The following is a 23,143-nucleotide window of genomic DNA, read 5'->3' on the forward strand; positions in this document are numbered from 1 at the left end:
GATTAACCTTCCCAAACAGTGACAAGACCCTGACGGTATGCCGGGGTGAGTGACTCACAACAAGTTGACACCGAGCGTTTCGCTCGATTTTCGACACCTTTTGACCACACGGTGGGCGCGAGGGGCGTGCGGGGCACGAGCGGGGCACGCGGGCGGGGCACGAGCGGCAAGGGGCGCGAAGCGCGAAGCGGTGGACGCGCCCCGAACCCGTCAGCGCGAAGCGCGCGCCGCCGCTCCCGGGCGCTGCAAGAAGCCCGAAGCCATCGCGAGGGCCGAGCCGACCGCGGTGTCGACGAGGCGCTCGGTCGCGGTCGTGAGGTGGTCGGTGCTGCCCATGGCGGCGCCCGCAATGAGCAGCACGAGGGGCGTAATGAACACGAGCGCGACGCCGTAGTTGCGCACCACGACGAGCTCGATGACAAACTGCAGGCCAGCGAGCAGCAGCACGAACACCCACGGGTGCGCACCGAGCGGGGCGATCACGAGGTACAGTAGTGCGCCGACGAGGGTTCCAAACGTGCGGTGCATGCCGCGCGAGAGGGCGTGCGTCGGAACCGTACTCAGGCCGATCACGGCAATGCCCGCGGCGACGGTCCAGTAGGCGCGGCCGGGGTCGATCCACAGCATGCTCACGACCATGCCGGCGGCCGAGACCACGGCGACGCGGGCAATAAGCCAGCCCTCGCCGTCGCCGAGCCACGGGCCGGGCAACAGTTCGCGCAGGGTGCGGGCGGGGCGGGTGCGCTGGCTCGGAAGCAAGAGCGGCAGCAGCGCGAGCAGGTAGGCGAAGGCGAGGCCAGAGGCGAGAGCCGTGAGGAACACGAGCGGATCGATGCGCCGAGCCCCGTCGTACTCGGCCGTGATCATGCTCGCAAGCCCGTACATGAGCACGAAGAACACGGGGCCTGGCGGGCCGATGCGGAAGCCGAAGGCGAAGGCGCTACCGGCGATTGCGACGAAGACCATGACCGTTGCGCTGATCCACGGCCAGGGGGCCAGCCAGGTGCCGATCGCGGCGCAGGTGAGCAGGGCCGCGGCCATGACGGGCAGTACTTTGGCGCGTTCCTTGGCCTGGGCTCCCGCGAAGAAGAGGGCGAGAAACGCTCCCGTGCCGGCCTGCAGCCCGAGGTCGGGGCGGCCAGCGAACGTCATGACGGCGAGAGGAACACCCATCGAGAGGGCTGCGCGCGTTGCGATCCACCGTCTTGGCCCCTTCTGGGGGTTCAGGGTGAACAGGCTGCGCAGGGCGCTCTTGAGTTCGCTTCTCGCGTTGTGCATTGGGGGTTGGGCCGCCTCTCGTCGGGTCGCTCGGGCGGCGAATCGTCAGAGAGCAACGGCAACGTTGGGCCGATTCACACGCCTGGGCGTGGGGTTCATCGTGAACGGCATTCGCTAAGCATCGTTACTCGCCAGAGCGATGAGCGGGGCATGCCTCACGTGCTTAGTGTACTCTCCAGAGTTCGTGTGAGGGCTGTGACCGGAATTTCACCCACCCCGCCCCACGACAGTTCGTTGAAACGGGTTAAGAGCATCTCGGAGGGAGCGGCTTCCAAGACTCGATCGCGCTGGCTGCCCGTTGCCCATCTACTTGACGAAAAGCAGGGTGTTTTCGCGTCAACACCCTGCTTTTCGTCAAGTAGACCGCGAAATGGCCGGCAAGACGCCGAAACACCGCGCCACCCGCCGCGCCGAGCCCCGAACGCCGCGCACCCCGCCCTACAGGTTCAGCCGCTTCTTCAGTTCGTGCCGCACCTCGGCGCCTCGCGTGGTTTGCAGGAGGGCGAGGGTGATGACGCTCAGCGATCCGCAGATGAGCGATGGAATCGACGTGCTGACCCAGCCGAGCACCAAGAAGACGATGGGCGCGAGGCCGAGCAGCACTGTGACGACGGTGTAGAGAATGTGGTCGCCCACCTCGACGCGGGTGAGCTGCACTGTGATCATGAGCGCGAGAATCGACGATCCGCACACGATCGGGATCGTGAAGCTGAGCGACCATCCGTGCCAGCCGGTCAGGTAATCCCAGTAGACGCTCATGGCGCTGACGATCACGACCAGGTACAGGGTTCCCTTCGCGAGGTTGTGGCGTTTGCGCACCGCCATGATGGTGACGAGCCACAGGGTCACGATGGCGAGCCACACGATGCGCAGCGCGCCCGGCGCTCCCCGCTGCCCGCTGAAGAGCAGTTGCGCGGCGAGCGAGAGCACGATCATCGCGAGCGACGTGAGGAAGAGGGCACGAAGCAGGCGCCGGCGCGAGAAGGCGAGTGGAATCGAGGGCAGCGGATCGGGCCTCGCCACAGCCCCGAGAGAGCCCCCGGCCCCGCCCGCAGCGGCGTCAGCCCCGCCCGCAGCGGCGTCAGCCCCGCACAGTGGGCACCTCGCCCACGCCCCCTCGAGCTGCACCGAGCACTCGTCACATCGCGTCACGGGGCCACCACCGCCCGCTGCTGCTCGTCGAGCTCCTGCTCGGTGACACGGGCAGCCGCGACCGTGACGTGAACGCCCGCCTCGGTGAGGCGCCTGACGAACTCGCGCACGTGGTCGGTCTCGACGAAGGGCGAGGTGAAGCTGATTGTGAGCTCGCCCGCGTGCGACATGGCGCAGAACTGGGGGCGCACCGAGGCGACGTGAAAAAGCATGCGGCCAACGTGGGCCTCGGCCTGGCCGGGCAGGCGCACGTTGCCGAGGTTCGACAGGGCGACGGTGAGTCCGCGGTTGTTGGCGCGGTTGATCTGGCGCAGGATCACGTTCTTGAGTGCCCGCGGAACGATGCGCAGCAGCGCCATGCGTTCGAACGCGATGAGCTTTTGCACCTTCGCCTCGAGCGCCTCGCGGGTTGCCTGCGGCTTGAACTGCTCGTCGAGGTCGCGGCAGATCGAGCCGATGTCGTCTAATCCCTCGCCGAAGCGGTGCTCAACGCGCACGGTGGCGAAGAAGTTGCGGGCCGAGGTCGACGGAAAATGCTGGCGCAGGTTCACGGGAATCGAGACCCCCATCGTGCGAGCCTTGCCGAGCCCGCCAGAGGCCCGGTTGACCGAGTCGAGCAGCAGCGCCGTGAGGTACATCGTGAGTGAGACGCCCTCGGCCTTGGCGAGCGCGATCACCTCACCGGCGGGAGCCGTGAGCTCGACGAGCCTCGTGCGGTTGTCGGGCGTGCGAGTTCCCCGCACCCGGTACACGCGGCCACCCTTCGGCCGAAGCGCGCCCTTCGCCTCGCGCAGGGCGTAGCGTGCGGCCCCGTCGCCGCTCTGCGGCTTGGGTTCGTCGCCGGTCGCTCGCTTCGTGGCGAAGTGCTCCGAGAAGCTGTCGGCCACGAGCTCGTGCATGGGCTCCGGGGCGGGAATGCCCCGCGCCACCGGCGATCCCCAGCCCTGGTCGATCTCGAGCTTCGGCCCGCCTGGCGTTCCCGCAGCCTCCGGCGAGCGCAGCCACACGTACTCTTCGACGAGGTCGCTCAAGAACCAGAGCGCCCCCGTGCCGTCAGAGAGCGCGTGAAAAATTTCGAGCATGATGCGCTTGCGATGGTAGATGACGCGAAAGAGCAGCGTTCGCTTGTCATCGAAGTAAATAGGGGCGCAGGTGTGCTGGCTTTCCGGCCGCACCCTGGGCCGCAGGTCGCTGTCTTGCAGGTAGTACCAGAAGATGCCGCTGCGCAGCACCGAGTGATACAGCGGGTAACGGTCGAACGTCGTGTCGAGGGCGCGCTGCAAGAGCTCAGGATCAACCTCGTGATCGACCTCTGCGCTCACCCGAAACACCTTGGGGTCGACATCGCTTCTCGCCGCGAGAAAAATGTTCGAGGCGTTGTCGAGCCTCACCCACGCCCGGCGGTTCACGCGCCTCCCGCTTCGCCGCCCGGCTCGGCGGGCCCGCCGTCAAGAAACTCGGTGATCACCTCGTAGCCCTCGCGCAGCGAACGCGAGAAGCGCGGCAGGGTGATGAACCCGTGCAGCGCCCCCTCGACCCGGTGCACGCGCACGTCATTGCCCGCGACTGCGAGCGCCTCGGCGTAAGCCTCACCCTCGTCGCGCAACAGATCGAGCCCGGCCGAGAGCAGCAGCGTCTTGGGCTGGCTGGAAAAATCGGTCGCGAGCAGCGGGGCCACTCGGGCGCTGCGCTGATCCGCCTCGATGGGCGCGTAGAGGTCAAGATAGTCCTGCACCTCGGTATTCGTGAGCCGGTAGTCGTCGCCGAGGTTGCGCACCGAGGCAAACGGCGAGGTGTGCGGATCGTGGTCCCAGTGCGTCACCGGGTACAGCAAGATTTGTCGCGCGGCACCGGGCTCGCCGCTGTCGCGCAGCTGCTGCGAGACCACGGCCGCGAGATTCGCCCCGGCCGAGTCGCCCACGAGCACGATCTGTTCGGGGGTCTCGGCGCCCACGAGTTCTGGGTCGGCAAGCACGAGCCGCGTGATGCGCAGGCAGTCTTCGAGGCCCGCCGGAAACGGGTGCTCGGGCGCCAGCCGGTAGTCAACCGAGGCGACAATGCAGCCGGTGAGCTCGGCCATCGTCGCGCACGAGGGGCTGTAGCTCTCGATGTCGCCCGTGACCCATCCGCCGCCGTGGAAGAAGAGGAGCACCTCGTCGCGCGTAAGCTCCTTCGGAACGAAGATGCGCAGCGGAATCTCGTGGCTGCCACCGGCCGAAACGAGCTCGCGGTCGAGCGCCTGGTACTTGGCCCCGGGCCGCGAGGCGAGGCGGCGCTGGAACCGGCGCACCTTCTCGTAGTCTTCACGCATGTTGAGCCGGGGCGCGGCGAAGGGCTTCAGCACGGCGCTCAGCAGCGGCCGCTCGGGGCGGTCGGAGCGTTCTGGCTCCGGGCGTTCCGGGGCCTGCTGCTCCGGGGCCGGGCTTTCTCGGCGCTCTCGCCGTTCGCCTGGCTCGGTGCCGCTCTCGGGCTCGTCAGTATGCGTCATGGCTTAAGCATAGGGGGCGAAGGTTGGTGGCCGGTCGGTGGTGGCCGGGCTGCGGGCCGCGTGACCGGTCGGCCCACCGCGGGTTCGCCGACCGCGCGCCGCGCGCCGTGGGCCGTGCGCCGTGGGCCGCGCGCCATGGACGTCTACTTGACGGAAAGCAGGGTGCGAGAGCGAAAACACCCTGCTTTTCGTCAAGTAGACGCGAAAAACGCGAGCACGCCAGCGCTAGATGAGCGTTGCCTCGGCCTTCGGCTGCTGCTCGGCAAGCGGACGAACGGTGCCGTCGGCGCCGCGCGAGAGGAAGCCCGCGCCCGTGAAGTGACCGTTGCGCGCCCTGAAGTCGTAGGCGTAGTCGGGCCAGATGAGCGTGAGGTTGCCCGAACGGGGGTCAACGTACCACGAGTTGCAGCCGCCATCCATGAGCCAGACCGAGGTTGCGGCCCGCTCCTGAATCTTGGCGACGTACTCTTCTTCAGCTGGGCGAGCCGGAACGAGCGTGCGCAGCCCCTCGGCATCGGCCCGGTCGAGGGCCTCAAGAATGTACTGCACCTGCGACTCGATGATGTAGACGATCGAGTTGTGGCCGAGCGAGGTGTTGGGGCCGTTGATCGCGAAGAGGTTCGGGAAGCCCGAAACTGCCGTCGAATCGAACGCCGACATGCCGGTCGACCAGTGATCGGCGAGCGAGACGCCCTCGCCGTCGAAGATCGCCTCGGCGAACGGGGGCTGCGCCGCTTCGAAGCCCGTGCACAGCACGATCGCGTCGACCTCGTAGCCCACGCCGTCGGCGCCGTAGGCCGTGTTGCCCTCGACCCGCGTGAGCGCGCTCGCCTCGAGCGTCACGTTGTCGCGGTTGAAGGTCGGGTAGTAGGCGTTCGACGAGAGCACGCGCTTGCAGCCGGGCATGTAGCTCGGCGTGAGCTTCGCGCGAAGCTCGGGATCTGGCACCGCGCGCTCAAGGTTACCGAGCGCATTGGCCGTCACCTCGGCGAGCGCCGCAGGAACCGCACGCCGCTGCGCGTAGGCCGACTCGGCGAACCAGAAGATGTCGTCGCGCTCGCGCTGCATCGACTCGTAGTCGCGCGCGAACTTGCGGCGGGTGGCGGCCGAGTACGGCTTCACGATGCGCGGGATCACCCAGGCTGGCGTGCGCTGAAAGACCGTGAGCTCACTCGCGATCTCGGCCATCTCTGGCACCACCTGAATGGCCGAGGCGCCCGTGCCCACAACGGCGACGCGCTTGCCGGTGAGGTCGACATCGTGGTTCCACCGCGCTGAGTGAAAGATGTCGCCCGCGAAATCGGCGAGGCCAGGGATATCGGGCAGGCTCGGGTCAGCAAGGTGCCCCGTACCGGTGATGAGGTACCGGCCTGTGTAGGTTCCCCGAGGGGTGCGCACGATCCACCGCTCCGCCTGCTCGTCCCACTTCGCCTCGTCCATGTTCGCGTTCAAGCGCAGGTGCGGGCGAAGGCCCTCCTGCTCGGTGACGTTCAACAGGTAGTTCTGAATCTCGGGACCGGGCGTGTAGAAGCCCGACCAATCGGGGTTCATCGCAAACGAGAACGAGTAGAGGTGGCTCGGCACATCGCACGCCGCCCCTGGATAGGTGTTGTCGCGCCAGGTGCCGCCAACCTCGCCGGCACGCTCGATGATGAGGAAGTCTTCGCGGCCGGCACGGCGCAACTGTGCGCCCATGCCGAGGCCCGCGAAGCCCGCGCCAATGATGAGAATCTCGGCCGTTTCGTCGAGCTGCTGTGCCCCGGCCTGTTCGGTGGTGTGTGTTTCAGTTGTCATGATGTTCGTGTTCTTTCAGAAGTGTTCAGTCAAGACCGGGTCTCGGGAATGATCGACCCTGCAGCGAAGCGGTCGGGCTCGCGCAGGAAGAGATCGGTGATCTGCATGAGCTCCGACTGACGCTCAAAGAAGATCGCGTGGCCGCTCGAAACGGTCGTCAGGCGCGCATCTTCAATCGCGCCGAGCAGCTGCCGCTGGTGGTGGCCTGGAACCATGATGTCGTCGGTGCACGAGACGATAAGCGTGCGCGCGGTGATGCGCTCGATCTCGTCGCTCAGGTCAATCTCGGCGTTGAGCGCCATCTGCTGGCGCAAGAACTCGTCGGCGGTGAGCGTCGTGAGCGCGCCCTCGAGCATCTCGGGGGTGAACTGTTGCAAGAACTGGCCCGAGAAACCGCAGAACGCGGTGTAGCGGCTCAGTGCATCGCGATCGTTTTCGTACAGGCTGTGCCATACCTGGTTGCGCAGGCCCTGCTGAAGGTCGGTGGTGATCCACCCCGCAACGAGAATGAGGTGCTGCACGCGTGAGCCGAGCCTCGCGGCCAGCGCCTCGGCAACGACCGAGCCGAGCGAGTAGCCCAGCAGGTCGAAGGGGGTGTCGGGGCCGAGTACCGTGTCGACCGCCTCGCGCACCTGTGCGACGAGCAGGTCGAGGGTGAGTTCGGTGCCCTCTGCCGGTGGGGCCCAGTCGACGCCGATCACTCGGGTTCTGGTCGCCATCATCGGAAAGAGGTGGCCGAAGTGGCTCGCCGTGGTGCCACCGGTGCCGTGCACGAGCACGAGCGGGCGGCCGCCGTCGATGGTTGTCGTCGAGTCGTGCACGGTCACCATGCTGCCGTGCACGTCGAGCTGCGAGGTTTGCGTCGTTTCAGTGAGAGACATAACGCTCCTTTGCCGTTCTGATTCTCATTTATTGGACATTACATGAGAATTCTGCCTACTTTTCTTGTAGCGTAACGCACTTATGTCCGTTAATCGAATTTTCGCCAATGCGAGAGAATGGAACCATGCCCCTCTCGCACGAACCACACGCCCCCGTCGGCGTTTTGCCGCGCGCCGCGGTGCTGCTGCGCCTGCTCTCAGAAGCCGACGAACCGGGGCTGCGCCTGCAAGATCTCGTGCCGCTCTCGGGCCTCGCCCGCCCCACCGTGCACCGCCTGCTCGCCGACCTCGCCGACCTCGGCGTCGTCGAGCGCACCGCCACCCGCCACTACCGCCTCGGCCGCGCCCTCGAAGAACTCGCGCTCGCCCTGCCAACGCCGGGCCCCCTGCGCCACCTCGACGAGACCCGCGCCCTGCTGCAAGAGCTCGCGACCGACATCGGCGACACCGTCTACCTCGCCCAGCGCAACTACCGCTCAGCCACCTACCTCATGCGCTGCGACGGCGACTCACCCATTCGCGTCTTCTCGGTACACGTGGGCGAGGTGAAACCCCTCGCGACGAGCTACGCGGGCGTCGCCCTGCTCGCCGGCCTCGACGAGTCCCTGCGAGAGCGCGCCATCGCCGAGACCGCTGCCAACCCGCCCTCACGCTGGCTGCCCCGCGACGCCGACGCCCTCGCCGAGCGGCTTCGCACCCTCGTCACTCAGGTACACGAGCGCGGCTGGTGCGGCGGCCTGCCCGTCGTGCCCGACGTTGCCGGCATCGCCTGCCCAGTACCCCACCCCAGCGGATCATCGCCCGTACTCTCCATCACCATCTCTGCCGCCGAGGCCCGCATGCCGGCCGCTCGCGTCGACGAACTCGCTGGGCGCCTCGTCGAGGTGGCGGCGCGGGTGGGGGAGCTGGGGGCGGCGGCTCGGTGAGTGGGGCTGCGTGCTTGTTTCGGGGCTGACGGGCTTGTGCGGCCCGGGGCTGCCGCGCGCGGCCAGCGTCGGGGTGGTTTGCTTGCGCGATCCGCGTCTATTTGACGAAAAGCAGGGTGTTTTGTGAGAAACACCCTGCTTTCTGTCAAGTAAACGGAACTCAGGCGTGAAAACGCGAGCTCAGTCGCTGGCCGTGGCGTACCTTCAGCATCGACGGGGCGGCGAAAGCGGGCGGCGAGAGCGGGCGGTAGCGCAGGTGGGGAACCGGGGGCTAACCGTTCAAACGCTACTCGCTGAAGCTAATGCCGAGGTATTCAGCTCGCGGCTTGATCCAGTCGATAATGCGATCGATGAGCGGGCCCATTGCTGCAGCTGAATAGTGCCCCCTGTCCCAGGCGCACCAGTCAGTGATCACGAGAGGCTCGCCGTTCGACGTGATCGTGAAGCGTTCCAGGCCGAACTGCGGTGGCCCGGTGGTCACCACGGGGCCGCCTCCAGCAGCGGCAAGCGACTGTGCGAACAGCCCCGAGCTCACCTGCGTTCGATAGATGAAGGCGAGCTGCCTCGCCCGAGCCGCATCATCAAACGCACGCTGAACCGCGCTTCCTGTTTGCACGTTGATGTGGCTGAAATACTGCAGCTCTTCAAGATCAACCTCAGTTCTGCCTTGAAACGGGTTGTCTGAGGCAGGCAACTGCACCGAGAGCTGAGCGCGAAAGAGACGTCGGCTTTCAAGCCCAACGGGAGGGGGAAACGTGCCGATAGCGACGTCGACCTCACCCCCGATGAGCTTGCCGTAAATCTCGTCGGGAATCAGTTCGATTACGTCACCGAGCACCTCGCCAGTATCGGCGACAAAAGGGGCGATGATTGCCTCGCGAACGCTCTGCGGGCAGGCTACAACAAAGCTTGAGGTCTCATTCGCAAGCGACTTCATGACGGTCACTCCGCGCTCTACCCGCACCTGAATATCTTTGGCAATGGGCAAGAAGCGCTTGCCCGCACGGGTGAGACGCATGCCCTGGGCTTCTCGCTCAAAAAGCACAACACCGAGTTCTTGCTCAAGCCCTCGAATTTGTCGCGAGATCGACGGCTGGGCGGTAAAGCTCTGTTTTGCGGCGGCCGAGACCGAGCCCGTTTCTGCAATCGAGAGAAAATAGTTGATAACCCGCAAGTCCACTATGCCTCCAAGGTATAGGAAACCTACTTTATAAGTATTTGTGCGCATAGAGCAATTGGGCCACGCTAGGCAAATACAGTCATTTGTTTCACAGAATGGACACGTCAATGCCGACACCCACAGCAGCTCAACAGCGCCGCTCAATTACCGGAGCCTTCGTCGGTACCGCGATCGAGTGGTACGACTTTTACATCTTTGGCACCGCCGCAGCACTAGTTTTTGGCCGCGTTTTCTATCCAGATATCAGCCCCGCAGCTGGTTTGATGGCATCGTTTGCCACCTTCTGGGTAGGGTTTCTCGCACGCCCCATCGGTGGCCTGATCTTCGGGCACTTCGGTGACAAGTTTGGCCGCAAGAACACCCTCGTCGTCTCACTGCTCTTGATGGGCACCGCGACGACGCTTATCGGGTTCTTGCCGACGTATGCACAGGTCGGGCTTCTTGCTCCGGTGTTACTCATTGTTTTGCGCGCCTGCCAGGGCCTTGCAGTGGGCGGCGAGTGGGGAGGCGCCGTACTTCTCGCAACCGAGAACTCGAACGAAAAGAAGAAGGGCTTTGCTGGCGCATGGGTGCAACAGGGCTCACCGGCCGGATCGATTCTCGCAACCCTCGTCTTCCTCGCGGTCGGCACACTTCCTGATGAAGCTTTTCTGGCCTGGGGCTGGCGAATTCCGTTCCTGCTTTCAGCCCTGCTCGTTCTCGTGGGCCTCATCATTCGTTTGAAGGTCGAAGAGTCACCCGACTTCCTCAAAGCCCAGGCACAGCAAAAGGTCGTCAAAGTTCCCATCGTTGAGGTCTTTCGTGTTGCACCGACCCTGCTGATTTTTGGCATTCTTGCCTCGGTCTTTGGTATCGCGATGGCCTACTTCACCAATACTTTCTTGCTCGCCTGGACCACCGGTGAGCTGGGTATTGAGCGCCGGCTCATGCTCAATGTGTTGCTCGCGACGGCAATTCTTCAGTTCATTTGGCAGCCGCTCGCCGCGCTTCTCGCGGAGCGTCTCGGAGCGGTTCGGGTGATGCTCGGAGGGCTCGCCCTCACCCTGCTCATGACCGTTCCCTTCTTCATGGCAATTCAGTCGGCAAACGTGTGGTTCATCGCCATCACTCTCGGTGTCACCACGGTTGCTGGGAGCAGCTACTACGCCATGCTCGCCACGTTCCTCTCAAGCGCTTTCCCCGCTCATGTTCGATACACCGGCGTCTCTGCCGCCTATCAAATCTGCGCAACCATTTTCGGCGGTTCAACGCCCTTGCTCGCACAGTGGGTACTCGTGAGTTCTGGGGGCAGCCCGTGGGCAGTCGCGGCACTCTTCGTCGTCATTATCTCGGTCACGGTTGCCGGAGTCATCGGGCTCAGCCGCAGCAAGCGTAAGAACGCTCACCGCCTCGTCGATGCCACCGAACAGCACGCCTCGAACGCCGCGTCGGTCAAATAGCGATTAAGGACGTTTCATGCAGTACGACATTCTCTACACCAATGGCCGCTTTTACACTGGCGACCCGAGCCACCCCGAAGCTACCCATATCGCTGTGCATCAGGGACGCATTCTCGCCCTCGACGAGCAGATTACGGGCACTCCGAAACATACCGTCGACCTGCAGGGCGCGAGAACGTTGCCGGGCTTCCACGATGCCCACTACCATCTCTCGCTCACCGGAGCTCGTCTGGCAGCCCTCGACGTTCGCCCCTCGAGCACGCCAACCCTCGAGAGCTTTTACGAGAAGCTTGGCGAGTTCGCACAGGATTTGCCGAGCGACGCGTGGGTCATGGCATCTGGCTACGACCAGAACGTTCTCGGCGCCCACCCAACGGCAGAGGGCATCGACGCGGTTGTCGGAGGCCGCCCGGCAGCCATCGAACACGTTTCAGCTCACATGCTCGTAGCCAACACCAGAGCTTTCGAGCTTGCTGGCTACCCTGGCCGAGCCGGCGTGCCCGAAATTGAGGGAGGCCACGTCGCCCGAGACGTGAACGGGCTCGCACGGGGGCTTCTGCAAGAGAGCGCTCAGCAGATTATTCACGCGGTGACGAGGCCGCTTGGCGGAGAAGAGATTCTTCGCAACCTCACCTTGGCCGGTGAGCAAGCCGTTGCCTACGGCATCACGAGCATCACCGAACCGGGCCTCGCTGCCCCCGATGCCGTTGGCAACGCCGCCTCAGACCTTCACTTTTACCAGACCGCCATCGAATCAGGCATGACGTTACCGCGTCTCACGGTCATGCCATATTTCACGGTTCTCCACCCGGTGCACGGAACCCGGGAGGGTGACTGGTTTGGGCTCGACATGGGTATTCGAACGGGATTTGGCAATGAATGGCTCTCAATTGGGCCCGTCAAGATTCTTTCAGACGGCTCGCTCATTGGGCGCTCTGCAGCGATGCACCACTGTTACCACGGCGAAACGAGCAACCGCGGATTCATGGTGGTTTCGCCCGAGCATCTCGCAGAGACCGTCTTGCACGCTCATCGATCAGGTTGGAGCATTGCAACGCACGCGATTGGCGACAGCGCGATTGACGAGATTCTCAATGCCATCGAAGATGCCCAGGCCGCGTACCCCCGCCCAGAAGTGCGGCACCGCATCGAACACTTCGCCGTGACGAGTGATGAGCAAGTGCAGCGTGCAGCGAAGCTCGGGGTGATTCCCGTACCGCAGGGCACGTTCATCTCTGACTTTGGTGACGGCATTCGTGAAGCCCTCGGCGCCGAACGAGCCGAGCAGAGTTATCGATTTGCGTCTCTGCTTGCAGCCGGTATCGAGGTTCCAGGGTCAACCGACTCCCCCGTTTCTGACGGCAACCCTTTGCGTTCAATTCACGACATGGTCAACCGAAAGACCTCGTCGGGGCAGCCCTTCGGCCTTGCCGAGCGCATTACCGTTGAGCAAGCCGTACACGCCTACACCTATGGCTCTGCGTATGCGGTTGGCAAAGAGGGCCAGGTTGGCACCCTCGCGCCAGGCATGCTCGCTGACTTCGTCGTACTCAACGACGACATTTTTACCGTTGACCCTGAGCACATCGCTGACCTCACCGTCACCCGAACCGTCATCGGTGGCGACACCGTATTTATCACCGAGCCATGAGAAAGCGAGTAACCATCGTGACCACAGAAAACCAACAGCAGCGGATCATCGCCGCCGTCGACGCGGCTTTCGATGAGCAACTCACCTTCACCGCAGATCTCGTTCGTATTCCCTCACTTCGCGGCGACGAAAATGCGGCCCAAGATGTTCTTGAGCAGGCCTACCGTGAAATTGGTCTCACCATCGATCGCTGGACGCTTGATGCCGAAGAACTCGCCGAACACCCCGGCGCAGGTGCGGTGAGCGTCTCGTACGAGAACAGCGACGTCGTTGTCGGTTCCTTCGCTCCTGAGGTTCAGACCGGCAAGAGCCTCATTCTGAATGGCCACGTTGATGTCGTACCGATCGGCTCTGAGAGGCTCTGGTCTCGCTCGCCGTGGGAGCCCCATGTCGCCGAAGGTTGGCTCTACGGAAGGGGCACCGGCGATATGAAGGCTGGCCTGGTCGCAAACCTTTTTGCGCTCAGAGCTCTTCGCGCTGCGGGGCTTACCCCTGCCAGCCCTGTATACCTACAGTCGGTGCCAGAGGAAGAGAGCACCGGCAACGGTACGATCTCGGCGCTTCAGCACGGATACACCGCAGATGCGGTGCTCATCAGCGAACCAAGCCAGACCGAGGTGGTACGCGCGCACGTGGGCGTGATCTGGTTCTCGGTCACGGTAACCGGCCAAGCAGCTCACGCTTTCGAGATGTCTACCGGCTCTAACGCGATTGACGGAGCATATGCGGTTATCGAAGAACTGCGCCGAATGGAAGAGGAGTGGAACGAGCGAGCCGCCACTTCTGAGCATTTTGGGTCGCACGATCACCCGCTGAACCTCAATGTCGGGGTCATCACGGCAGGAGATTGGCCTTCTAGCGTTCCTGACAGCTGCGAGGTGCAGTTTCGCGTCTCGATTACCCCTGAGATGGATGTCGACGAAAGTTGGCGCGAGATCACCGAGCGCGTGCAGGTGGCGGTTCAAAGCGACACACGGCTTAACCGTTCGAGCGCTGTCGCAAAACGCCTCGGTTTTTACTCAGATGGTTACGTGCTCGAACCAGGGTCTGAGGCCGAGGCGACGCTGAGCGCGGCTCACACCCGGGCCACCGGCAAGCCTTTGGGCGAGGTCGCGATGCCCGGCTACATCGATTCACGGTGCTACGGCCTTTTCGCCGACGTACCAGCTTTGGTGTACGGCCCCGTCGGCGAGAAACTGCACGGCGCAGACGAACGCGTCAACATCGAATCGATCCGCGAGGTGACGCGCACGCTCGCTCTCTTCATCGCGCAGTGGTGCGGTGTCACTGAGGCGTGACGAGCTGTCGTTTACGCGGGCTAGGTCTGCCGGGCTCGGGGCTGGTGCGCTCGGGGCTGGCGCGCTCGGGGCTGGCGCGCTCGGGGCTGGCGCGCTCGGGACAGCGTTAGTGCCGGCTTGAGCGCGCGATCCGCGTTCAGTTGACGAAAAGCAGGGTGTTTTGCAAGAAACACCCTGCTTTCTGTCAAGTAAACGGAAATGGGGCGTGGAAGCGCGGGCCCAGGCACCGGCAGGGGCGGCGAAGGCGACCGGCGACGGTTGGTACCGGGCGACGGCGCGGCGCGGCGCTCGGCAGCGGGGCGCCGCGCGAGTCGCGCGACCCTCAAAACGCGTCTACTTGACGAAAAGCAGGGTGCAACGCGGAAAACACCCTGCTTTTCGTCAAGTGGATCGCGCGAGAGCGAGCACAGCAGGAACGAGCCCCGAACGGGAACGCGGATCGCGCGGGAGCAAACACCACGGGAACGCGGATCGCGCGAGAGCAAGCACCACGGGAACGCGGGTCGCGCGGGGGCGAGCACCACGAGCACCGCGAGCACGCGCAGCAGCGACGAGCGGCTGCACCCGCTCGCCTACCCCTCACCTCGCGGCTGCTCGACGTGGCCAGAAGCGCCCGCGGTCCAGTAGCCGACCGTGCGGTGGCGGTCGCGAGGCTGGGCGTGCACGCCGCGCAGCAGGCCGCGAATGCGGCGGGAAATGCTCGCCTCACAGGCGACCCACGCATAGCCCGGGCCGTCGGGCAGGGCGAGGCGCTCGACCACGCTCGGCAGCTGGCTTGCGGGGCCGGCTGGGCCCACGACCCAGATCCACGTCACATCGCCGCGGCTCTCGACGTGCTGGCGGTCGGCCTCGGTCGGCACCTCGACGATGGCTTGCGCGCGGGCGCCGGGCGGCAGCTCTTCGACGATTCGGGCGAGGCCGGGCAAGCCAGTCGCGTCGGCGACGAAGAGCTGCCAGGTGGCATCGGCGGGTGGGGCGTAGTAGGCGCGTGAGGCGGTGGCTCCGCGAAAGACCCCAAGCACGTGGCCCGGTTCAGCGCGTTCAGCCCAGGCCGAAGCCACCCCGCCCTCGTGCAGCACAAAGTCGATGTCGATCTCGGCCCCTGCCGCGTGCACCTTGCGCGCGGTGTAGTGGCGCCACTCGGGAGCGGGGTCGCTGCGGTGCACGCCGGCGTGCTCGTCGACGAAGTGCGATACGTCGGCGACCGTTTCGCCGGGGGCAGGAAACGCGAGGTCGATGCGCTCGTCGCCCCGACCGTCAACGAACCAGCGCCAATCGCCCACCGCGCGCAGCCGCACACGCAACATCGACGGGGTGACGCGGCTCACGCGCATGACCTCGGCGGGTTCACAAAACGCCATCTCGTTACCGCGCTACGAGCTCGGCGAGCTGCGGAACAAGCTGTTCGAGCGCCCACGGAACGTTGAGGGCGGTCGGCGACGAGGTAGCCCAGACGAGCGAGGGGTCGGTGAGCACAAGGTCTTTGCCCTCGGCAACGGGGCCCCACGCACTCACGAGCGGGTTTTCGAGCGTGCGAGTCTTGTCTTCGTCGTTGCCCGCCCACGCGAGAAACACGTCGACGTCGTCGAAGTCACCGAGCACCTCAAGGCTCACGTTATCGCTTGAGCTCATCGTGCTGCGCTCGGCGAAATCGGCTACTGACTGGGGAGTCTCGAAGCCAAGAGCCTCAACAAATTCAACGCGCGGATCGGCCGGGAAATACAGGGTGAGGTCAGTCTGGCCGTCAACCATCGTCATGCCGTAGGCGAGACTCACGCCCTGAAACTCTGGGTGCGCCTTGGCCTGCGCTGCGAAGAGGGCGTCAGACTCGGCGAGCAGTTCGGCGGCCTGATCGGAGCGTCCGAGCGCTTTGCCCACCGTCGTGGTCATTTCTTGCCAGTTCGCAGCCCACGGCTTCTCGCTGTAAGCAACGGTTGGAGCAATCTCTTCGAGGCGCTTGTAGTCAACGTCAGAGATGCCCGAGAACGGCGCGAGAATGAGGTCGGGTTTGAGCGAGAGCAACTGCTCGAAGTTCACCTCACCGTTGCGGTCTTCGGCATCGAGCGTTTCTGGCAGCGGGGCGTCGAGTGCTTCAACCGCATCACGGAACCACGGCAGGTAGCCGTCATCGTCAGCTCCCCAGCCGTACTCGGGCACCGCAACCGGCACGACGCCCATCGCAACAACGGCGTCTTCGGCGGCCCAGCCCATGGTAACCACGCGCTTCGGTTCTTCAGCGATGGTCGTCTCGCCGAGGGCGTGCTCGATCGTGACCGGGAACGTGTCGGTCGCCTCGCTCGACGCGGCGGGCGCATCGCCCTTTGCCGCGAGCTCGCCCTGGGTGCTTTGACACCCGGTAACAAGAACGGCGGTCGTGATGAGGGCCGCAACGAGCGAAGTGGGTTTCAGTGAGCGCATGGGTGATCTTTCTGGAGTCTTGGCGCCCGGCACACGGCACGGGCCACGCGAGTAAGGCTTACCTCACCAAGCTACGTCGAGCCGCCGGCGCGAGGCAGACAACAATTTGTTCGGGAGCGACAGTCACCCGGCAATGCCGCTCTAGGCGAGGCTCGGATGATACTCGCTCGGCGACCGCCCCGTCTCGCGGGCAAAAGCGGTGCTGAACGCGCTCGTGGTGCTGTAGCCAACCTTGCGGGCGACCTCGCTCACCGGGGTGCCCTGATCGAGCAAGCGCATTGCGCACTCAACCCGCGCTCCGGTGCGCCAGCTGCCGTAGGTCTTGCCGGTACTCTCCTTGAAGGCCCGGGCAAGGGTTCGGCTGCTCACTGAAAGCTGCCACGCCCACTGCTCGAGCGAGCGGGCGTCGGCAGGGTCGGCGAGCAGGTGGCGGCAAATCTCGGCAACGCGCGGATCGTAGGCGATAGGCAACGGAGCAGCCGGTCCCGGCTCGTCAGCAATGAGCGCCAGGCACACCCGCTGGGCCTGAACACGCTCGTCGCGCGGCATGTTTACCTCGGCCATGTGCGCAAGCAACTCGCGAGCGGCGGCAACCATCGCCACCGTCATGACCCGCTCGCCCCTGCCGGGAACCGCCTCGGGCGCGATGTGTAGTGCGACCACGCGGTCTCGCTCGGGGCCAATCGCGTGCGGGGTTCCCGCGGGAACCCAGAGCCCATAACCGTGCTCAATGCTGCGCGCGACCCCGTCAACCCGTACGCTCAGCGAGCCGTGCTCAGGCCACAGCACAACGTGCTCAGGGTGCACGTGCTGCCCCTCGGGGCAAGCGTTATCGGCATCGTCATAGTCGAGTCGCAAGAACCGGGCACGCAGGAGGTAGCCGTCGGGAACGCTATGACCGGTCGCGGGGCAGCCGGGGCGACCCGGCGCCAGGCCGCGCGATCCGCGCGAAATGAGCTGTCTGTGCATGTGTTCGTACCCGCCGCCGCTGTTCCTTATCTGATCTAGTTAAGGGTAACCTAACACTATGCCCCTTTCGTCACTGGCCGAAGCCGCGCCGCCCGAGGTGCACGACGTCACCGACCCCGAGACGCTTATCGACGAGCCGTTTCTGCTCACGACCCTCGTGCGCGAGCAGCCGTCGAGCGCCCACTGGATCGAGCACAGTCACGCTGTCGCCGAGCTCATCTGGGTCGTCTCGGGCGTCGTCAACGTGAGTGCGGCCGGGGCAATTTATGTGCTGCGCGCGGGGCAAGGCCTCGTGGTTCCACCGTATATGGCGCACGGCTCGCAGGTGATGCGCTCGGCCCGCATCGGCGCGACCTATTTGCGCACGGTGCCCGGCGCCCTGCCGCAGGACCGGCCGGTCTCGGTGAGCATGAGCCGCGCGCTCATGGAGATGCTGCAGCACCTCAACGAGACGGCAATGCCGCAGGATGAGCGGCTCCGCGCGCAACAGGTGTGCCTCGACATGATCGGGGCCTCTCGCGCGCTCGGCCCCGGAATTCCCGTTCCTGACGACGCACGCATTCGCCGCATCACGCGCGCCATTCTCGCCGACCCGGCCGACGACCGCTCACTCGAGCAGTGGTCGGTCATCACGGGAACGAGTGTGAGCACGATCGCGCGCACCTTCACCGAGACCGCCGACATGAGCTTCGTGCGCTGGCGCCGCCAGGTGCGGGTGAAGGCCGCGATGTCGCTGCTCGCCGAGGGGCTGCCGGTGACCGCGGTGGGCCGGCGCGTGGGCTACAGCTCGCCGAGCGCCTTCGTGACCGCGTTTCGGCAGGAGGTCGGGCAGACGCCTGGCGCGTACCTGCGTGGGCCCGCCGCCGCAGCGCACGAGCATGCCGCCGCGTGCGCCGATTCAGGCACGTTGTGCCCGATGCGCGACATCGAGAGTTCTTAGGCTCGGTATGCCCGCCACCGCGGGCCCGAAAACGCTAGGAGAACCATGACCCGTCTTGCCGCGACCCGCACCGGCGCATCTGCCCGTGCCACCGCCGCTCTGCTCGCCACCCTCGCCCTTGCCCTCACCGGCTGTGGCGCTCAGGGCACGAGCCCCGAGAAGAGTGATGCCGAGGCATCGTCGCGCATCGTGACCGAGCCAGAGGCGGGCGCTTTTCCGGTTGCCGTCGATCACGCCTTCGGCACCTTCGAGCTCGACGAGGCACCTGAGCGGGTCGTGACGATTGGCTGGGGGAGCGAAGATATTTCGGCGGCGCTCGGCGTCGTGCCCATCGCGGTTCCCGAGAGCTGGGCTGGCGACGACGACGGGCTCGTGCCCTGGTTTCGCGACACCGTCGAGACCGCTGGCGCTCCCCTGCCCGAAACTCTCAACGATATTGGCATCGGCGAGATCGACTTCGAACAGATTCTCGCGCTGAAGCCAGACGCGATCATCGCACCGTTCTCGGGCATCACCGACACCCAGTACGAGCGCCTCGAAGAGATCGCCCCGACCCTCGCGTACCCCGAGAAGCCCTGGTCGCTCGACTGGCAAGATCACGCCGAGCTCATGGGCGAGGCCCTCGGCCGGCCCGCCCTCGCGAAGCAGCTCGTTGCCGACACGCGAGCGGCCGTTGAGGCGCAGGGTGCCGAGCATCCCGAGTTCAAAGACGCCACGTTCGTCTACTCGACCGCGGTGAGCGAGGGCTCAACCGACGTCGGATTCTACGCCCCGAGCACCTCACTCATTGGCATCATCGAAGATCTCGGCCTCACCCTCTCGCCACAGGTGGTGGATCGCGCCAAGCAGTTCGCCGACGAGATTTACTTCGGCGTGAGCCTTGAAAAGGTCGACGAGATCGAGGCCGACGTGTTTCTCGGCGTCGTGAACAACCAGGACGAGGTCGACTACGCGCTCGCCCAGCCGCACTTCGCGAGCTGGCAGCCGATCGCAAACGATCACGCCGTGTGGCTCACCGACCGCCAGGTCTCTCAGGCTGTCGCTGCCCCATCGGTGCTCTCGGTTCCGTGGGTGCTCGACGAGTTCGTGCCCGAGCTCGCCGAAGCGCTGGCCCGCTAGCCCGATGAACCAGACTCCCACCCCGCCCGGCCCGCCCCGCGTGCACCGCGCGATCGTGCTCGAGACCGAGGCGCTCAGCCCCGGCATGATGCGCGTGACCCTCGGTGGCTCCGACCTCGACGACTACCCAACCACGGGCTCGCCCGACGAGTACGTGCGGCTTTTCTTCGCCGATGAGCCCACCGCCGAGCCCCGCTTGCCCCGCGTCGTGGGCCGCGGGTGGGAGTACCCCGAAGGTGTCGCACCCGCCGAGATGCGCACCTACACGATCCGCTCCCATGCTCCCGGCCGCGTGACGATCGACTTCGTGCGGCACTCGGGAGGCCTCGCCGCCGACTGGGCCGAACGGGTGCGCCCGGGCGGCGCCGTTGGCCTGAGCCAGCCTTTCGCCCAGTTCACGTGGGGCGAGCTGCCGCCCGGCCGCCTCACGCTCGTCGCCGACGCGACCGCGCTGCCCGCCGTCGAGCGCATCGTCGAAGAGACATCGCCCGAGACCGAGTTGCGCATCTTCTGCGAGGTCAGCGACGAACGCGACGCCCGCCTGCCCGAGGCAGCCACATCGCGCAGCGTCGACACCGTGTGGATCTACCGCGCCGGCAACGGCTCGCACGCCAGCCGCGTCGCCGATGCCTTCATGCGCGCGCCCCTCGCGACCGACGGATCAGAAACCGTGTGGATCGCCGGCGAGTCTGCCATGACCCGTCGCGTGCGCACCCACCTGCGAAAGACCCTCGCTTTCCCCGCAGCCAACACGCACCTCGTGGGCTACTGGACCGACAACGAAGAGGCCTGGCGCGACCGCTTCGACGCCCTCGACGCGGCCACGCACGCACGGCTCGACACCCTCTACGCCGCGTACGCCGCCCAGCCCGGCGCAGCCCGCGAGGCCGTGCTCGATGAGATCTATGCGGTGTACGAGGGGGCGGGATTGTAGCGAAGGCGGGGTTGTAGCGCAGCGCCGGGTTATGGCGACCGCGCCGGGCTTAGCGTCTTATTTCTTGGTGAGCAGCAGCTCGCGCACCTCGCGGCGCAGCACCTTGCCGACGAGCGAGCGCGGCAGTTCGTCAACGAAGGTGACACGCCGCGGAACCTTGTAGGCCGTCAGCCTCGTGCGGCAGAACTGGCGCACGGCCTCGGGCTCGACGGCCGCTCCCTCGCGCAGCACGACCGCGGCCGCGACCATCTCGGCCCCGTCACCGCGCGGCAGCGAAACGACCGCCGCGTCTTCAATGTCGGGGTGCGACATGAGCGCCTCTTCGACTTCAGAGGGCGAGACGTTGAAGCCGCCCGTGATGATGAGCTCTTTGCGGCGGTCAACGACCGTGACGAAGCCATCGGCCGAGAGCGTCACGATGTCACCCGTGCGCAGCCAGCCGTCGGGCAGCAGCGCCTCGGCGGTGTCTTCGGGGCGCTTCCAATACCCGCCAAAGACCTGCGGCCCGCGAATCAAGAGCTCTCCCGGTTCGCCGATGGCCACCTCTTGCGAGGGATTGTCGGGGTCGATCACCCGAATCTCGGTGCTGGGAAAGGGTACGCCAACCGAACCAGGTCTGCGCGAGGGCCCCGCAGGGTTGCCGAGCGCGACCGGCGAGGCCTCGGTCATTCCATAGCCCTCGACGAGCAGGCCGCCGGTCACCTCTTCCCAACGCTGCACAGTCGAGACCGGCAGCGGCATCGCGCCTGAGAGGGCGAACCGCACCGTCGAAAGGTCGATCTCGCCGTGCAGGGCGGCGCGGGCGAGCTGGTCATAGATCGGGGGCACCCCGGGCAGGAACGTCGGGGGCGTGTGCTTCGCGGCCTTCTTCACGAGGTCGACGTCGAAGGTAGGGAACAGCACGAGGCGCGCGCCAATGCTCATCGCAAACGTGAGGCACAGCGTCAGCCCGTACGCGTGGAAGAGCGGCAGCACGCCGTAAAACACCTCGTCGCCCTCGTGCAGGCCCGGCAGCCACTCGCGCCCCTGCATCGCGTTCGCGCGCAGGTTGCCGTGGGTCAGCATCGCACCCTTCGGCTTTCCGGTGGTGCCGCTCGTGTACTGCAGCACGGCAATGTCGTTGACCTCGGGGCCAGCCACACGCTTCGGCAGGCGGCCGCCAAAGAGCGACTCCCACGAGCGCATGTGCCTCGACGCGGGCTTCACGGTGAGCTTCTTGCGCGCTTCGCGAGCCTTCGCAACCGGGAGCTTAAGTGCAAGCTGCTGGGCCTTTGGCATCGCTTTGGTCATGTTCACGGAGACGATCCGCCCGGGTTTCACGCTCGCCGGCAGGCGGTCGATCTTCTCGCTCACGACGTCCCACACGATCGCCACGCCTGCCTCGTGATCGGCGAACTGGTGCAGCAACTCGCGCTCGGTGTAGAGCGGGTTGTGCTCAACGACGACGGCGCCGAGGCGCAGCACGGCGTAGAAGGCGACGACGTGCTGGGGGCAGCTCGGCAGCACGAGGGCGACCCGGTCGCCAGCCCTCACGCCCAGCTTGCGTAGGCCCGCGGCGGCGCGCTCGACCTCTTCGTAGAGCTGTTTGTAGGTCGTGGTGCGGCCGAAGAACTCCAGCGCGACGTGGCTCCCGAACCGCTTGGCGCTCGCTTTGAGCGCCTCCGGCAACGTCAGATCGACCGGATCAATCTCGGGGCGAACCCCCTCGGCGTACGAGGCCAACCACGGCCGCGTCGTACTGGGCTGAACCGGGTCACACACTGCAGACACGATACTGACCTTCTTCCCTCGCGTATGGCTTCAGCCTAGGGAGTGGTCTATTCGCCGGGGCGTATGGAGAGTGGCGATGAGGGTAGGCCATCCCGCAGCCCCTCGTCGTTGGAACAGCGGCAACCAGTGAACAAGTGAAGGTGCCCAAATGGCAAACGAGAGATCGATATAGCAGCGATTAAACGTACCTCCTCAGGTGCGCACAAGACGCATGCGTCTACTGCTGTGGGCATACAAATGGCTGGATTCCTCCACCAAGATTCTTGATGCAGAGGGGGTGAGCCAGTTGCTGGCGAGGCAACGCGGAATGCTATCCCTGGATCACTCTTGCAAGTCGATTCGCGTCTTGAAGAGTGCGCACGACGAACTGCACACTGGAGCCTCCAACAACTGAAACCGTCACAGAGGCAGCGCCTCCCATGTTGATTCGGGTGACCCGCTTGCTCCAGACGTGAGAAACCGGCCAATTGATGAACCCATGGCTCATTCCGTCATCCTCTTGTACGGAGACTCCGGCGATCTCCTCGCGCAGTACGCGTCGGCTGAAGAGTGGAGCACTGAAGCGCACGGCACCCTTATCAATCTGGATCTTGGCGCGAGCTGTAAACGCCCACCAGCCGCAAATCCCGGCGGCAATGGCCGCAACAAACCAAAGACCAGTGGCTGGAGTAAAAATCGCGATGAGGCCACAAAATACCGCAACGATCACCAGGCCAATGAGCGGGCCCCATAGCGCCACGCCGTTTGGATGCTCGATGTGACCAGCGAGCGTACCTTCATTCGCCTGCCTCGCACGCATCACACGCACCTTCCACGCCCGCTTCGTGTCATTCTGACGTTGCTCAGAGTATAGCTCGATGCGTTCTTCCTGAGCTGGCCCTTCTCACGAATGGGGCGGATCGATGC

19 protein-coding genes are annotated in these 23,143 nt (G+C 65.4%); 7 read left to right on the top strand and 12 right to left on the bottom strand.

Going from position 1 to position 23,143, the window contains the following annotated elements; translation table 11 throughout:
* Positions 1-210: 210 nt before the first annotated feature.
* The 6 genes from KTJ78_RS03740 to KTJ78_RS03765 all read right to left on the bottom strand — a co-directional run bounded on the left by KTJ78_RS03740 (position 211) and on the right by KTJ78_RS03765 (position 7,593).
* Positions 211-1,278, bottom strand: coding sequence for an FUSC family protein (locus KTJ78_RS03740; protein ID WP_217132755.1), 1,068 nt, complete (start codon positions 1,276-1,278; stop codon positions 211-213).
* Between the two features lie 438 nt (positions 1,279-1,716).
* Positions 1,717-2,406 (bottom strand): DUF6320 domain-containing protein, encoded by a 690-nt coding sequence (locus KTJ78_RS03745; RefSeq protein ID WP_369807965.1) that lies wholly within the window; start codon positions 2,404-2,406, stop codon positions 1,717-1,719.
* Between the two features lie 20 nt (positions 2,407-2,426).
* Entirely contained in the window at positions 2,427-3,839 is a 1,413-nt protein-coding gene (locus tag KTJ78_RS03750; protein WP_217132758.1) for an alcohol acetyltransferase, read from the bottom strand.
* Positions 3,836-4,741: an alpha/beta hydrolase gene (locus KTJ78_RS03755; protein WP_254259382.1), complete on the bottom strand. Its 906-nt coding sequence runs from the start codon at positions 4,739-4,741 to the stop codon at positions 3,836-3,838. The genes KTJ78_RS03750 and KTJ78_RS03755 overlap by 4 nt, the downstream gene beginning before the upstream one ends.
* 402 nt (positions 4,742-5,143) lie before the next feature.
* Positions 5,144-6,712: a flavin-containing monooxygenase gene (locus KTJ78_RS03760; RefSeq protein ID WP_217132762.1), complete on the bottom strand. Its 1,569-nt coding sequence runs from the start codon at positions 6,710-6,712 to the stop codon at positions 5,144-5,146.
* A gap of 29 nt (positions 6,713-6,741) precedes the next feature.
* Positions 6,742-7,593, bottom strand: coding sequence for an alpha/beta fold hydrolase (locus tag KTJ78_RS03765; RefSeq protein WP_217132764.1), 852 nt, complete (start codon positions 7,591-7,593; stop codon positions 6,742-6,744).
* Positions 7,594-7,718: 125 nt separating this feature from the next.
* Here KTJ78_RS03765 and KTJ78_RS03770 point away from each other — a divergent pair, with 125 nt between their 5' ends.
* Positions 7,719-8,519 (top strand): IclR family transcriptional regulator, encoded by an 801-nt coding sequence (locus tag KTJ78_RS03770; protein WP_217132771.1) that lies wholly within the window; start codon positions 7,719-7,721, stop codon positions 8,517-8,519.
* Between the two features lie 286 nt (positions 8,520-8,805).
* Here KTJ78_RS03770 and KTJ78_RS03775 read toward each other — a convergent pair whose 3' ends face one another.
* Positions 8,806-9,699, bottom strand: a complete 894-nt coding sequence (locus KTJ78_RS03775) for a LysR family transcriptional regulator (protein ID WP_217132773.1) — start codon at positions 9,697-9,699, stop codon at positions 8,806-8,808.
* A gap of 107 nt (positions 9,700-9,806) precedes the next feature.
* Between KTJ78_RS03775 and KTJ78_RS03780 the strand changes: the two genes are divergently transcribed.
* Genes KTJ78_RS03780 through KTJ78_RS03790 form a run of 3 tightly spaced genes read left to right on the top strand, consistent with a single transcriptional unit; the run spans position 9,807 to position 14,087 of the window.
* Positions 9,807-11,138, top strand: a complete 1,332-nt coding sequence (locus KTJ78_RS03780) for an MFS transporter (protein WP_217132775.1) — start codon at positions 9,807-9,809, stop codon at positions 11,136-11,138.
* 16 nt (positions 11,139-11,154) lie between these two features.
* The gene (locus tag KTJ78_RS03785) at positions 11,155-12,789 is read left to right on the top strand and encodes an amidohydrolase (RefSeq protein WP_217132777.1); all 1,635 of its coding nucleotides are present in this window, start codon (positions 11,155-11,157) and stop codon (positions 12,787-12,789) included.
* Complete coding sequence (locus KTJ78_RS03790; RefSeq protein WP_217132779.1) at positions 12,786-14,087, top strand: ArgE/DapE family deacylase; 1,302 nt, start codon at positions 12,786-12,788, stop codon at positions 14,085-14,087. The genes KTJ78_RS03785 and KTJ78_RS03790 overlap by 4 nt, the downstream gene beginning before the upstream one ends.
* 572 nt (positions 14,088-14,659) lie before the next feature.
* On the opposite strand, the gene KTJ78_RS03795 is transcribed toward KTJ78_RS03790, so the two are convergent.
* From KTJ78_RS03795 to KTJ78_RS03805, 3 genes are all read right to left on the bottom strand, one after another.
* Complete coding sequence (locus KTJ78_RS03795; protein WP_217132780.1) at positions 14,660-15,448, bottom strand: siderophore-interacting protein; 789 nt, start codon at positions 15,446-15,448, stop codon at positions 14,660-14,662.
* Between the two features lie 4 nt (positions 15,449-15,452).
* Entirely contained in the window at positions 15,453-16,505 is a 1,053-nt protein-coding gene (locus KTJ78_RS03800; RefSeq protein WP_217132781.1) for an iron-siderophore ABC transporter substrate-binding protein, read from the bottom strand.
* Between the two features lie 141 nt (positions 16,506-16,646).
* Positions 16,647-17,474: a helix-turn-helix domain-containing protein gene (locus KTJ78_RS03805; RefSeq protein WP_217132782.1), complete on the bottom strand. Its 828-nt coding sequence runs from the start codon at positions 17,472-17,474 to the stop codon at positions 16,647-16,649.
* 58 nt (positions 17,475-17,532) lie between these two features.
* Between KTJ78_RS03805 and KTJ78_RS03810 the strand changes: the two genes are divergently transcribed.
* Genes KTJ78_RS03810 through KTJ78_RS03820 form a run of 3 tightly spaced genes read left to right on the top strand, consistent with a single transcriptional unit; the run spans position 17,533 to position 20,467 of the window.
* Positions 17,533-18,414, top strand: coding sequence for a helix-turn-helix domain-containing protein (locus KTJ78_RS03810; RefSeq protein ID WP_217132783.1), 882 nt, complete (start codon positions 17,533-17,535; stop codon positions 18,412-18,414).
* A gap of 45 nt (positions 18,415-18,459) precedes the next feature.
* Positions 18,460-19,533 (top strand): ABC transporter substrate-binding protein, encoded by a 1,074-nt coding sequence (locus tag KTJ78_RS03815; RefSeq protein WP_217132785.1) that lies wholly within the window; start codon positions 18,460-18,462, stop codon positions 19,531-19,533.
* A 4-nt stretch (positions 19,534-19,537) separates the two neighbouring features.
* Positions 19,538-20,467, top strand: a complete 930-nt coding sequence (locus tag KTJ78_RS03820; RefSeq protein WP_217132788.1) for a siderophore-interacting protein — start codon at positions 19,538-19,540, stop codon at positions 20,465-20,467.
* Between the two features lie 57 nt (positions 20,468-20,524).
* Here the strand turns inward: KTJ78_RS03820 and KTJ78_RS03825 are convergent, their stop codons facing one another.
* Positions 20,525-22,237, bottom strand: a complete 1,713-nt coding sequence (locus KTJ78_RS03825) for a long-chain-fatty-acid--CoA ligase (protein WP_369807967.1) — start codon at positions 22,235-22,237, stop codon at positions 20,525-20,527.
* Between the two features lie 310 nt (positions 22,238-22,547).
* On the bottom strand, positions 22,548-23,036 hold the full coding sequence (locus KTJ78_RS03830; protein WP_217132790.1) for a hypothetical protein: 489 nt from the start codon (positions 23,034-23,036) through the stop codon (positions 22,548-22,550).
* Between the last annotated feature and the right edge of the window lie 107 nt (positions 23,037-23,143).

The organism is Leucobacter chinensis (genome assembly GCF_019049105.1).
GTDB lineage: Bacteria > Actinomycetota > Actinomycetes > Actinomycetales > Microbacteriaceae > Leucobacter_A > Leucobacter_A chinensis.